Source organism: Streptomyces roseochromogenus subsp. oscitans DS 12.976, from assembly GCF_000497445.1.
Lineage (GTDB): Bacteria > Actinomycetota > Actinomycetes > Streptomycetales > Streptomycetaceae > Streptomyces > Streptomyces oscitans.
The window spans coordinates 5850405-5862755 of the sequence record NZ_CM002285.1 but is presented as its reverse complement, the minus strand read 5'-3'; the positions used below and the strand labels follow the sequence as shown (position 1 = coordinate 5862755).

Sequence of the window (12351 nt, the reverse complement as noted above, 5' to 3'; positions counted from 1 at the left end):
GGCGGTCCTGGCCTACGCCCGGCTGTGCGCGGCGAGCGAGTCAGCCGCGCGCCGGCTGGCGGCCGAGGTCGTGACCACGGCCGCCCGCGAGTCGGCCCGGGGCGTCGACCCGGCCGTCCCGCTGCGCCACCGGCTCCTGCTGCTGACCGCCAGGCTGGCGGCGGCCTGGGCACGCGACGAGCGCGTCGCCGGCCTCGACCCCGCACTGCTGCTCGTCCTGAACACGTCCGGCCTGCTGGACGGCCCCACCCCGCCGCTCCTCGCCGCGTTCCGCTCACTGCCGTCCCGCACCCAGGGCCTGATCTGGTACGGCGTGCTGGAGGAGGAGCCGCAGGAACGGATCGCCACCCTCCTCGGTCTGAGCCGCACGGACGTGGCGTACGGCACCCCGCAGGCCCTCAAGGCCCTGGCTCAGGCCTGCCTGCGCGCGGGCCTCGCCGCCTCCGACGACCCGCGCTGCGCGGACTTCCGCCGGCTGATCGAGGAGGCGGTACGACCGGAAGGCCCGCGTCACAGCGCCGACCTGGACGCCCACATGGCCCGTTGCCCGCACTGCACGGCCGCGTTCGACGAGCTGCGGGCCCTGCGGGACACACCCCGGCAGACCCTGGCGGAGGGCCTGCTGCCGTGGAGCGGAACGGCGTACATACGCGCCGACGAGCCCCGTCCACCGGCCCCCGATCCCACGGCCGTGGGCATGACCTGGCCGCCCCGCAGCCGCATCCTGCTGGCCTCGGCGGCCCTGGGCGTGGCTCTTACCCCGCTCCTGGTGTTCCTGCTCGCCCCGGCACACACCGACGAGTCACAACCGACGGCCGCGACCCCGACACCCCCACCGGTGACGGTGACGGCGACGGTCTCCGTCACCCCGTCCCAGTCCCCCTCCCCACACACTCGCTGCCGAACTCCCCGTCCCCGAAGCCGAGTTCACCCCACCCCACGACGACCCCCTCGCCGTCCCCGCACCCCACGCCCGACCCGACACCCCCGTTCGCCCCTCCTGGCACCTCCTTCTCCCAGCTGGTGAACCTGGCGACGGGCCGCTGCCTGGACATCCGCGACGGCGACCTGTCGGAAGGCAACGACGTCATCACGGCACCGTGTTCCTCCGCCCTCACCCAGCGCTGGCGGGTCGACACCTACCTGGGCGTGCTGCGCTCGGCAGCCGACGACCGCTTCTGCCTGGACAGCCGGGGCTCGGTCGACCGGGGCGTCGGCATCTGGGAGTGCGACGCGGTCTACAGCGACAACGGCGACAACCTCCGCTTCACCGTCGACCCCGACGGCACGATCCGCCCGGACATCGCCATCGATACGGCGGTGGCTCCGGACGGCCGGCACGAGGTGACCCTGAACCCACTGGACGGCGAGCGGGATCAGAGGTGGCGGGCGGGGGCACGGTAACCGCTGACGCGCCAGGTCTGCCCATTTCCACGGGGGTTCGGGCGTCGCGAGCGGGGTGTAGCCGACTCGGGCGCCCACCCGCCGACGACTACGCTGTCCGAGCCCGGTGACCTGCTGCTGGGCGACGACCGTCGTCCGCAGTTCCCCAGAGGAGTGCCCATGCCCGTCACCGCGGCCCGCAGCGGCAGGCTGACCGATCTTCCCGTCCTGCTGGTCGCGGTGGTGTGGGGCTCCAGCTATCTGGCCGCCAAGGGTGTCACCACGGAACAGACCGTGGCGGCCGTGCTGGTGCTGCGGTTCGCCGTGGCGCTGCCGGTGCTGGTCGCCGCGGGCTGGCGGCGGCTGCGCGGCCTGAGCGCCGTGCAGCTGCGCGGGGCCGGGCTGCTGGGACTGATCCTCGCCGGGATCTTCCTGCTGGAGACGTACGGCGTAGTGCACACCTCGGCGACCAACGCCGGGCTGATCATCAGCCTCACGATGGTGTTCACCCCGCTGGCCGAGAGCCGGGTGCGCGGCACCCGACTGCCGGGCGCCTTCATGGCGGCCGCCGGGCTGTCGGTGCTCGGCGTGGCACTGCTCACCCAGGGCACCGGTTTCAGCGCCCCGAACGGCGGCGACCTGCTGATGCTGGGGGCCGCCGTCGCCCGTACCGTGCATGTCCTCGCCATGTCCCGCATGGAGTCGGTGCGCGGAGCGGACGCGCTGTCGCTGACCACCGTCCAGCTGGGCGGGGCGGTCGTCGTGTTCGCAGCGCTGGTGGCACTGCCGGGCACCGGTGCCTCGCCCTGGGCGGCCGCGGCCGGCTTCGGCGCCGGGGACTGGCTCGGACTGCTCTATCTGTCCGCGTTCTGCACCCTGTTCGCGTTCTTCGTGCAGATGTGGGCGGTGCGCCGTACCTCCCCCTCCCGGGTGAGCCTGCTGCTCGGCACGGAACCGGTGTGGGCCGCGGCGGTCGGCATCGCCGTCGGCGGTGACCGGCCCGGCTGGCCGGGCCTGCTCGGCGCGGTCCTGGTGCTCGCCGGCACGGCGTGGGGGCGGTCGGTGGCGGACCGGGAGCGGGGGCCCGGAAAGACCACGGAGGTGGCGACCGCAGGGACGGGAGCCGAGGCCACGGGGGCTGAGACCGCGGTGTGAGCTCAGGCGCCCAGGCGTTCGGTGGGCTCGGAGACGAGGCGGCGCATCCGATGGGGGTCCCCCGCGCGAGTCTGTTCGAGCGTGGGGGAGGGTGCCCCGGCAGCCGGTGCCATGGCTGTCGCCGCCGGGTCCGGCTCCCTCGTCTGCGGCTGGCCGTACCCGGACGGCCGCGGCCCGGGAGGATGCCCTGACCGTCCCGCACACCCAGGCGGTCTGACTCCCGCTCAGACGACCCGTACGCCGCCGCGCCACACCCCGCTGACCAGGGGTACGCCCGGGCGGTAGGCGAGGTGGACGTGGCTCGGGGCGTCCAGGAGGGTCAGGTCGGCCCGGGCGCCGGGGGTGAGCCGGCCGATGTCGGTGCGGCGGAGGGCCGCCGCACCGCCCGCCGTGGCCGACCAGACCGCCTCGTCCGGGGTCATCCGCATGTCACGGACGGCCAGGGCGATGCAGAAGGCGACGGAGGAGGTGAAGGACGAGCCCGGGTTGCAGTCGGTGGAGAGGGCGACCGTGACGCCTGCGTCGAGGAGGCGGCGGGCGTCCGGCCACTCGGCGCGGGTGGAGAACTCCGCGCCGGGCAGGAGCGTGGCCACCGTACGGCTGTTGGCCAGGGCGTCCACGTCGTCGTCCGTGAGGTGGGTGCAATGGTCGGCGCTGGCCGCGTCCAGTTCGACGGCCAGCTGGACGCCGGGGCCGTAGGAGAGCTGGTTGGCGTGGATGCGGGGGTGCAGGCCCTTCGCCTTGCCCGCTGTGAGGATCGCGCGGGCCTGGTCGCCGTCGAAGGCGCCCTTCTCGCAGAACACGTCGATCCAGCGGGCGTGCGGCGCGCAGGCGTCCAGCATCTCGCCGGTGACCAGGGCGACATAGGCGGCCGGGTCGTCGGCGTAGTCGGGCGAGACGATGTGCGCGCCGAGGTACGTCACCTCGTCGGTGTGCCGCGCCGCGATGCGCAGGGCGCGGGACTCGTCCTCGACGGTCAGGCCGTAGCCCGACTTCGTCTCGAAGGTGGTGGTGCCCTGGCGGAGGGCCTCCGCCAGGTAGTGCGTCAGGTTCGCCTCCAGTTCCGCGTCGGTCGCGGCCCGGGTGGCGGCGACCGTGGTGCGGATACCGCCCGCCGTGTAGGAGCGGCCGGACATGCGGGCGTTGAACTCCCGTGTGCGGTCGCCGGCGAAGACCAGGTGCGAGTGCGAGTCCACGAAGCCCGGCAGCACCGCCCGGCCGCCCGCGTCGACCTGATTGTCAGTGGCGGGTGCTTTGCTGGATTCACCGGTCCACGCGACACGGTCGCCGTCGATGACGACGGCCGCGTCCTGGATCAGACCGAGGGGAGAGCCGTCACCGAGGGAGGGGTCGTTGGTGACCAGCGTGGCGATGTTGGTGATGACGGTGCTGCTGCTCATGGTGTCCTCGTGGGTGGTGGTCAGGAGCGGAGGGCTTCGACCGCCCGCGCGAGAGCGTGCGGCACGTCCGGTACGAGGGTGTGCGCCCCGTCGCGTACGACCTGCCGGCCGCCCACGACCGTGTGCCGTACGTCCGCCGCGGTCGCCGCGAATACGGCCGTCTCGGCGCTCAGTCCGGGCAGCGGCCCCGCTGTCCTGACCGAGTCGAGGGCGATCGTCGTGAAGTCGGCGAGGGCGCCCGCCTTCAGGGTGCCGGCCTCGTCCCAGCCGAGGGCGGCGTGGCCGTCGGCGGTGGCGGCCCGCAGCAGGGCGGCGGCCGTCCAGTGGCCCCGGGTGCGGGTGCGCAGCCGCTCGTTCAGCTCCATCGCGCGCGCCTCTTCGAGCAGGTCGATGACGGCGTGGCTGTCGGAGCCGAGGGAGAGCGGGGAGCCGGCCCGCTGGAGGGCGACGGCCGGGCCGATGCCATCGGCCAGGTCCCGCTCGGTGGTCGGGCACATACAGGTGCCGGTGCCGGAGCCGCCGAGCAGGGTGATGTCCTCGTCCGTGAGGTGGGTGTTGTGCACACCGGTGGTGCGCGGCCCGAGGACGCCGTGGTCGGCGAGCAGCCGGGTGGGCGTGCAGCCATGGGCGGCGAGGCAGGCGTCGTTCTCGGCGGTCTGCTCCGACAGGTGCACATGCAGCGGTGCCCGCCGCTGCTCCGCCCACCCGGCCACGGTCGCCAACTGGTCCGCCGGCACGGCCCGTACGGAGTGAATCGCCGCCCCGATCCGCGCGTGATCCCGCTCCTTGAGAACTGCACAGCGTTCGGCCCAGGCCTCCGCGCTGCCGTCGGAGAACCGCAGCTGGTGGGTGTCGGGGGCCGCGCCGAAGCCGGAGGACAGGTAACAGGTGTCGAGGAGGGTGATCCGGACACCGGCTTCGGCGGCGGCCGCGATCAGCGCCTCGCCCATCGCGTTGGGGTCGGCGTAGGGGGTGCCGCCATGTGCGTGGTGCACGTAGTGGAACTCGCCGACACAGGTGATTCCGGCCAGGGCCATCTCGGCGTACACCGCGCGAGCCAGGGCGTGGTAGGTCTCCGGGGTCAGGTGGTCGGCGACGGAGTACATCACCTCGCGCCAGGTCCAGAAGGTGCCGCTGCCGACCTGGACGGTGCTGCGCAGCGCCCGGTGGAAGGCATGGCTGTGGGTGTTGGCGAGCCCCGGGAGTGTGAGCCCGCGCAGCACCTCGGCGCCGGGCGGCGGCGTGGGGACGCCGGTGCGGACGGCGCTGATCCGCCCGCTTGACCCCGCGGCGGAGCCGCTGAGGGACACAGTGAGGGCCACGCCCGGCTCGACGTTCGTGTCGAGCCAGGCGTGTTCCAACCAGTAGGTCCGCGTGGTCACCTGCAGGCCAGCCCTTCCAGTACGTCGGCGAGCGCGCGCACCCCGGCCACGCAGTCGTCCTCGGCGGCGAACTCGGCCGGGGAGTGCGAGACACCGGTGGGGTTGCGCACGAACAGCATGGCGGTCGGAATGCTGCCGGAGAGGATTCCGGCGTCGTGTCCGGCCCCGGTCCCGAGGACGGGCACCGTCAGGTCGGTGTCCTTGCCGAGGATGCGGCCGAGTTTGTCACGCAGGGCGTGGTCGAACTCGACGACCGGGGTGAAGGACTCCCGGACGACGTCCAGGTCGATGCCGTGGGCATCGGCGTACTCCCGGGCCGCCTTCTCGATACCGCCGACCACCGTGTCCAGGGTGTCCTGGTCGGCGGCGCGGGAATCGAGCCAGCCGCGCACGAGGGAGGGAATCGCGTTGACCCCGTTGGGCTCCACGGCGATCTTGCCGAAGGTGGCCACGGCGCCCGCGAGCCGGGCCTCGCGTCGGGCGGCGAGCACGGTCTCGGCGTACGACAGCATCGGGTCCCGCCGGTCGACCAGCCGGGTGGTGCCGGCGTGGTTGGCCTCGCCCCGGAAGTCGAACCGCCAGCGTCCGTGCGGCCAGATGGCACTGGCGATGCCGACCCGGTCGCCGGACAGGTCCAGAGCACGGCCCTGTTCGACATGCAGCTCGACGAAGGCACCGATCCGGGCCAGCCGCTCCGGGTCGGCTCCGATGCCCTCGGGGTCGTACCCGGCTGCCTCCATGGCCTGCGGCAGGCTGACCCCGTCCCCGTCGGTGAGCCGATGCGCCTGCTCGACGGTCAGCTGCCCGGCGGTGAGCCGCGACCCGACACAGGCGAGCCCGAACCGGGCGCCCTCCTCGTCACCGAAGTTGACGATGGCCAGCGGCCTGCTGAACCGCGCGTCCCTGCCGCGCAGCTCATCGAGGGCGGCGAAGGAGGACACGACCCCGAGGGGCCCGTCGAAGGCACCCCCGTCCGGCACCGAGTCCAGATGCGACCCGGTGACCACGGCGTCCCCGGCAGCCGGATCCCCGAGCCAGGCCCACTGATTCCCGTTCCGGTCGACCTCGTACGCCAGCCCACGGTCTTCGGCCTGCTGCTTGAACCAGGCCCGGCATTCGGCATCGGCCCCGGTCCAGGCGTACCGCCGGTAGCCACCGGAGTCGGAGTGACGGCCGATGGGAAGCAGCTCGCGCCACATATCCTGGAAGGAGGGCGCATGCTGGGCGGTGGACCCGCCAGGCTGTGGGCAGTCGTTCCGCAGGGCGATGGGGGTCCCCCCGGTCGAGCGAAGCCGAGACTGGGGGAGGGTGGGCACAGCGGGACCCGCACCCGGCGACGAGACCTCAGCCCTCACCGGAGAATTGCCGCTGTGCCCGCCTGCATCCTGGGTCACGCGCCGTCACCCTCACGCATCGGCACCCGAACCCCCCGCTCCTGCGCAACCGACTCCGCGATGTCGTACCCGGCGTCCACATGCCGGATGACGCCCATACCCGGGTCGTTGGTCAGCACGCGCCGGATCTTCTCGCCACCCAGCTTCGTACCATCGGCCACCGTCACCTGCCCGGCGTGAATGGACCGCCCCATGCCCACGCCGCCACCGTGGTGGATGGACACCCAGGACGCCCCGGAGGCCACGTTGACCATGGCGTTCAGCAGCGGCCAGTCGGCGATCGCGTCGGACCCGTCGAGCATGGCCTCGGTCTCGCGGTACGGAGAGGCCACCGAGCCGCAGTCGAGGTGGTCACGGCCGATGGCCAGCGGGGCGGCGAGTTCACCGCTCGCCACCATGTCGTTGAAGCGCTCGCCGGCCTTGTCGCGCTCGCCGTAGCCGAGCCAGCAGATCCGCGCGGGCAGGCCCTGGAAGTGGACGCGCTCGCCGGCCATCTTGATCCAGCGGGCCAGGGACTCGTTCTCCGGGAACAGCTCCAGGATCGCCTTGTCGGTCTTGGCGATGTCGGCGGGGTCACCGGACAGCGCCGCCCAGCGGAACGGGCCCTTGCCCTCGCAGAAGAGGGGGCGGATGTACGCGGGGACGAAGCCGGGGAAGGCGAACGCCCGGTCGTACCCGGCGAGTTGGGCCTCGCCACGGATCGAGTTGCCGTAGTCGAAGACCTCGGCGCCGGCGTCCATGAAGCCGACCATGGCCTCGACGTGCTTCGCCATGGACTCACGCGCCCGCGTGGTGAAGCCGGCCGGGTCCTTCGCCGCCTCGGAGGCCATGTCCTCGAAGGCCACGCCCACCGGCAGATAGGACAGCGGGTCGTGGGCGGAGGTCTGGTCGGTGACGATGTCGATGGGGGCGTTCATCGCGAGCAGCTGCGGGACCAGGTCGGCCGCGTTGCCGAGGACGCCGATCGACAGCGGACGGCGGGCGTCACGCGCCTCCACCGCCAGCTGGAGCGCGTGGTCCAGCGAGTCCGCCTTCACATCGAGGTAGCGGTGCTCGATGCGGCGCTCGATGGCGCGCGGGTCGCAGTCGATACAGATCGCGACGCCGTCGTTCATGGTGACGGCGAGGGGCTGGGCGCCGCCCATGCCGCCGAGGCCGGCGGTGAGCGTGATGGTGCCGGCCAGGGTGCCGTTGAACTTCTTCGCGGCGACGGCGGCGAAGGTCTCGTAGGTGCCCTGGAGGATGCCCTGGGTGCCGATGTAGATCCAGGAGCCGGCGGTCATCTGGCCGTACATGGTCAGGCCGAGGGCCTCCAGGCGGCGGAACTCCTCCCAGTTGGCCCAGTCGCCGACCAGGTTGGAGTTGGCGATGAGGACGCGCGGGGCCCACTCGTGGGTCTGCATCACGCCGACCGGGCGGCCGGACTGGACCAGCATGGTCTCGTCCTGCTTCAGAGTCTTCAGCGTGCGCACCATCGCGTCGAAGGAGCGCCAGTCACGGGCGGCCTTGCCGGTGCCGCCGTAGACGACGAGCTTGTCGGGGTGCTCCGCGACCTCCGGGTCGAGGTTGTTCTGCAGCATGCGCAGGGCGGCCTCCTGCTGCCATCCCAGGGCGCTGAGCTCCGTGCCGCGCGGTGCTCGTACGGGGCGGGGTCCCGACATCGTCTGCCTCCTCCTGTTACTACGTCTATTCACATCCTGTCCGCCTGAATAGAACTAGTCAATACATCGGAACGACCCTGTTCGCGCACCGTCGGTGTTTGGCTGGATATACCGGAGGCGGACACGAGGGGAGATGCCGTGGAGCGGGACATCGAGGCCGAGGCACAGGAGCGCGCCGCCCGGCGGGACGAGGCGGTGCGCGCCGCCGTGGAGCAGGGGCTGCTCGGTCCGGACGCGGCCGTGCTGGGGCTGCTGGACATGACCGGGATCCAGCAGTCGGCGGCGGCTCTGCGGGCGGCGTTCGACGCGGTCGTGCCGTCCGGGACGCCGGTGCTGCACGCCTTCGCGGTGAAGGCGACCCCGCTGGTGCCGGTGCTGCGACTGCTGCACGAGGAGGGCCTCGGCGCGGAGGTGGCGAGCCCGGGCGAGCTGGCGCTGGCGCGGGCGGCCGGGGTGCCGGCGGAGCGGACGGTGCTGGACGCGCCCGCGAAGACCCCGGCCGAGCTGCGCGAGGCGCTGACGCTGGGCATCGCCGTCAACGCGGACAACCCGCAGGAGCTGGACCGGCTCGACGCCCTGGTCCTCCCTCGCGGCCCCGAAGGCGTGGGAGGTGCCCCCATGACCTCTCTGCGGTCTCCGCTCGGCATCCGGATCAACCCGCAGATCGGCGGTGGCTCGATCGGGGCCACCTCCACGGCGACGGCGACCTCCAAGTTCGGGGTCGGCCTGCGCGACGAGGGGGCGCGCGAGTGGGTCGTACGGGCGTTCCTGGAGCGGCCGTGGCTGACCCGGCTGCATGCGCACACCGGCTCGCAGGGCATCCCGATGCCGCTGCTGGCGCGGGGCGTGGCGGAGACGTATGCGCTCGCGGAGGAGATCAACGCGCGGGCCGGGCGGCGGCAGGTCGACACGCTCGACATCGGCGGCGGGCTGTCGGTGGACTTCGCCTCGGAGGTGGCGGCGCCGACGTACGCGCAGTACGCGCGCGTGCTGGCGGAGGAGGTACCAGGGCTGTTCGACGGGCGGTACGGGCTGGTGACCGAGTTCGGGCGGTCGCTCATGGCCCGGCACGGGACGGTGGTGGCGCGGGTGGAGTACACCAAGAGCTCGGGCGGGCGGCGGATCGCGGTGACGCACGCGGGCGTGCAGGTGGCGACGCGGACGGTGTATGCGCCCGAGGCGTGGCCGCTCAGGATCGCCGCGTACGACGCCAAGGGACGGCCCAGGACGGGGCCCGAGGTGGTTCAGGACGTGGCCGGGCCGGCCTGCTTCTCGGGCGACCTGCTGGCCGAGGGGCGTGCGCTGCCCCCGCTGGAACAGGGCGACTACGCGGCGGCGCTGGACACGGGCGCGTACTACTTCGCCCACCACTACGCCTACAACTCCCTTGCACGGCCCGGTATTTACGGCTTCGCGCCGGACGGTGCGGGAGGCGTGACCTTCGCGGTCGTACGGGAACCGCAGACCGTCGCCGAGGTGGTGGCGGAGTCCGGAGGGGCGCATGCGGACGCGCTCACCACTCTGCGGGCGTCCGGGAGTCGTTGACGCACCATCGGCAGCCGTCGGCCAAGTGGATCAACTCCTTTGTCACACAAGTCAGTTGACCCACACTAGTGCGCCGGACGCACGTTCCACTGGAAAATGCCAAAGGCCTCACCTCCCGTGCGCACGTTGCGTAGTGTCGCTGTCGCTCAGCCGGAGTCCCAGGCGGGAGGGGAGCCACGGTGCCCGGAATCGACGAGTGCCTGCTGGAAGCGATGCGGTTGCCCGGTGCCCGGGGAGCGGCGCTGGTGGACTGGACGAGCGGACTGGCCCTCGGCACGGTCGGGGAGACCCCCGGCGGCGATCACGAGACGACCGCCGCCGAGGCCGCAGAACTGGCCCGGATGGCCGCGGAGCACGGCGCCTTCGCGGCCCGGGGTGACGGGCGGCCGCCCGTCGAGGACGTGATCGTCAGCAATCACGACAGCTACCACCTGCTGCGCTTCGTGGACACGTCGTTCGACAGCAGCGTCTTCCTGCATCTGTGGCTCGGCCGCGAGGAGGGCAATCTCGCGCTCGCCCGGATCCGCCTCGGCGAGATGGCGTCCCGGCTGGTGCTGGGATGACCGTGGCGCACTTACCTCCGCCGCCCCTGCCGGTGCGGGACAAGTCGGCCGGCCGGGCGCTGTCGCCGATGCTCACCCGGCTGGCCGAGGAGCGGGCCACCGGCGTCCTGGTCCGCGAGCACGGCACCCTGTATCTCGCCGAGGGCCGGGTGGTGCACGCCGAGAGCCCGCTCGCCCCCGGTCTCGACGTGCTCCTCACGGCCCACGGCACCCTCGCGACCGCCGCCTGGCAGCGGGCCGCCGCCCAGGCCGCCGGCCCGCTGCACACCGCCGAACTCCTACTGGACTCGGGGCTGTTACCCGCGGGCGCGCTGGAGCTGTGCCAGCTGGACGCGGTGTACGACGCCGGGTACTTCGCTCTGGCCCCGAGCAGCGCCCCGGGCCGTTTCCGCTACGACCACACGCCCCGCGTCGACTCGCTGCCCTCGGTGCCGGTCGTCGCCCTGGAACGCGAGACGCTGCGCCGCCGTCTGCTGCTCCACCGGCTGTGGCGCGACCCGTCCGCCGACAGCGCCCCGCTGATCCGCGCCGACCCGGCGCCGGCCGTGCCCGTCACGCCCCGCCAGCAGGCGGTCCTGGACCGCGTGGACGGCGTCCGCACGGCCGCCGGGATCGCCCGGAACCTGGGCCGGCAGGCCTTCCACACCCTGGTCGACGTGCGCCGGCTGGCGGCGGCCGGCCATGTCGTCCCGCTGGCCCCCGTCGTCACGGCACCTCCCCCGCCGCCCCCAGCCCCGGTCACCGACCCCGACATCGCGCTGCTGAAGAGGCTCAGGGATGCGCTGGAGGCGCTTTGAACGGCACCGCCCCGCCGAGAGGAGAGAGCTGATGGTGTCCGAGGACGACCTCCGAACCGTCCTGGACGAGCTGCACCGGCTGCGCGGACGGGTGCCGCAGCTCACCGGCGCGCTCGCGGCCGGCGTCGACGGACTCGTCGTCGCCCACGACACGCCCGGAGTCGACCCGGAGGGTCTCGCCGCCCTCACCGCCGCCGCGCTCGGCGTCGCCGTGCGGGTCACCGACGCCACCGGGCACGGCGGCTTCCGGGAGCTGCTGGTGCGCGGCGAGCGCGGCTATGTCGCCACCTACGCGGCCGGCCGCACCGCCGTACTGACCCTGCTCGCCCAGGACCGGGTCAACGTCGGCCGGCTGCACCTGGAGGGCCGCCGGTCCGGCGCCCGCATCGGGGAGCTGCTCGACGCCGCCGAGGCCGCCCGGGCCGCCCGCCGGACCGACCGGACCACCCCCGCACGCCCCCCGCAGCACGCGCGCGCCCCGCACGACGACCGCCGAGGCGCGCACCGCAACCGACAGTTGACCACCTTCGAAAGGAACCAGCATGGCCAACTCCGAGACAGCGCTGAAGGAAGCCCTCACCTCCATCGAGGGTGCCACCGGCGTCGCACTCGTCGACTACACCAGCGGGATGGCGCTGGGCACGATGGGCGGCAGCAAGAGCTTCGACATGAACGTGGCCGCCGCCGGCAACACGGACGTGATCCGCGCCAAGATGCGCACGATGGAGATACTGGGCCTCAAGGGCGCGATCGAGGACGTCCTGATCACCCTCACGGACCAGTACCACCTGATCCGCCCGCTCAAGAGCCGCGGCGGCAACGGCCTGTTCCTCTACCTGGTCCTCGACTCGTCCCGGGCCAACCTGGCGATGGCCCGGCACCAGCTGAAGCGGATCGAGGGGGAGCTGGAGGTCTAGGGCCGGTCCGGCCTATACCGGCGCCGCGGTACGGCGGCGGGCCCCGCCCGGGGCCGCGTCGCCGGCCGCGATGCCCGTACCGCGCAGGCCCTTCACGTCCTTGCCGGCCGGGCGCCCGCCGCGCCGGTCCAGCCAGTCGACGCGCACCCACAGC

The 12351-nt window shown here is 73.1% G+C and carries 10 protein-coding genes and 2 pseudogenes; 8 read left to right on the top strand and 4 right to left on the bottom strand.

What is annotated here, in order from left to right:
• The 3 genes and pseudogenes from M878_RS75000 to M878_RS74995 form a co-directional block, all read left to right on the top strand.
• Positions 1–1027 (top strand): annotated as a pseudogene (locus M878_RS75000) (ricin-type beta-trefoil lectin domain protein); the annotation flags it as partial.
• Positions 1024–1404 carry an RICIN domain-containing protein gene (locus tag M878_RS000000100170; protein ID WP_023549995.1) on the top strand — a complete coding sequence of 127 codons (381 nt, stop codon included), beginning with the start codon at positions 1024–1026 and terminating at the stop codon, positions 1402–1404. The pseudogene M878_RS75000 and the gene M878_RS000000100170, both read left to right, overlap by 4 nt.
• A 159-nt stretch (positions 1405–1563) precedes the next feature.
• Positions 1564–2538, top strand: a complete 975-nt coding sequence (locus M878_RS74995; RefSeq protein WP_023549994.1) for a DMT family transporter — start codon at positions 1564–1566, stop codon at positions 2536–2538.
• Between the two features lie 224 nt (positions 2539–2762).
• Here M878_RS74995 and hutI read toward each other — a convergent pair whose 3' ends face one another.
• From hutI to hutU, 4 genes are all read right to left on the bottom strand, one after another.
• Complete coding sequence (hutI, locus tag M878_RS74990; RefSeq protein ID WP_023549993.1) at positions 2763–3938, bottom strand: imidazolonepropionase; 1176 nt, start codon at positions 3936–3938, stop codon at positions 2763–2765.
• 20 nt (positions 3939–3958) lie between these two features.
• Positions 3959–5320 (bottom strand): formimidoylglutamate deiminase, encoded by a 1362-nt coding sequence (locus tag M878_RS74985; RefSeq protein ID WP_023549992.1) that lies wholly within the window; start codon positions 5318–5320, stop codon positions 3959–3961.
• Complete coding sequence (locus M878_RS74980) at positions 5317–6519, bottom strand: allantoate amidohydrolase (protein ID WP_023549991.1); 1203 nt, start codon at positions 6517–6519, stop codon at positions 5317–5319. The genes M878_RS74985 and M878_RS74980 overlap by 4 nt, the downstream gene beginning before the upstream one ends.
• Before the next feature lie 191 nt (positions 6520–6710).
• Positions 6711–8375: a urocanate hydratase gene (gene hutU / locus M878_RS74975; protein ID WP_023549990.1), complete on the bottom strand. Its 1665-nt coding sequence runs from the start codon at positions 8373–8375 to the stop codon at positions 6711–6713.
• A gap of 138 nt (positions 8376–8513) precedes the next feature.
• Here hutU and M878_RS74970 point away from each other — a divergent pair, with 138 nt between their 5' ends.
• The 5 genes and pseudogenes from M878_RS74970 (at position 8514) to M878_RS74950 (ending at position 12197) form a co-directional block, all read left to right on the top strand.
• Positions 8514–9920 carry a type III PLP-dependent enzyme domain-containing protein gene (locus M878_RS74970; RefSeq protein WP_023549989.1) on the top strand — a complete coding sequence of 469 codons (1407 nt, stop codon included), beginning with the start codon at positions 8514–8516 and terminating at the stop codon, positions 9918–9920.
• Between the two features lie 179 nt (positions 9921–10099).
• On the top strand, positions 10100–10483 hold the full coding sequence (locus tag M878_RS74965) for a hypothetical protein (protein ID WP_023549988.1): 384 nt from the start codon (positions 10100–10102) through the stop codon (positions 10481–10483).
• Complete coding sequence (locus M878_RS74960; protein WP_031225748.1) at positions 10480–11280, top strand: hypothetical protein; 801 nt, start codon at positions 10480–10482, stop codon at positions 11278–11280. The genes M878_RS74965 and M878_RS74960 overlap by 4 nt, the downstream gene beginning before the upstream one ends.
• A pseudogene (locus M878_RS000000100165) lies at positions 11261–11548 on the top strand (roadblock/LC7 domain-containing protein); the annotation flags it as partial. The gene M878_RS74960 and the pseudogene M878_RS000000100165, both read left to right, overlap by 20 nt.
• 274 nt (positions 11549–11822) lie before the next feature.
• Positions 11823–12197: a roadblock/LC7 domain-containing protein gene (locus M878_RS74950; protein ID WP_023549985.1), complete on the top strand. Its 375-nt coding sequence runs from the start codon at positions 11823–11825 to the stop codon at positions 12195–12197.
• Positions 12198–12351: the final 154 nt, after the last annotated feature.

Coding starts and splice junctions, on each gene's coding strand:
- M878_RS74995 (WP_023549994.1), top strand. CDS start 1,564: ATGCCCGTCACCGCGGCCCGCAGCGGCAGGCTGACCGATCTTCCCGTC.
- hutI (WP_023549993.1), bottom strand. CDS start 3,938: ATGAGCAGCAGCACCGTCATCACCAACATCGCCACGCTGGTCACCAAC.
- M878_RS74980 (WP_023549991.1), bottom strand. CDS start 6,519: ATGTGGCGCGAGCTGCTTCCCATCGGCCGTCACTCCGACTCCGGTGGC.
- hutU (WP_023549990.1), bottom strand. CDS start 8,375: ATGTCGGGACCCCGCCCCGTACGAGCACCGCGCGGCACGGAGCTCAGC.
- M878_RS74960 (WP_031225748.1), top strand. CDS start 10,480: ATGACCGTGGCGCACTTACCTCCGCCGCCCCTGCCGGTGCGGGACAAG.
- M878_RS74950 (WP_023549985.1), top strand. CDS start 11,823: ATGGCCAACTCCGAGACAGCGCTGAAGGAAGCCCTCACCTCCATCGAG.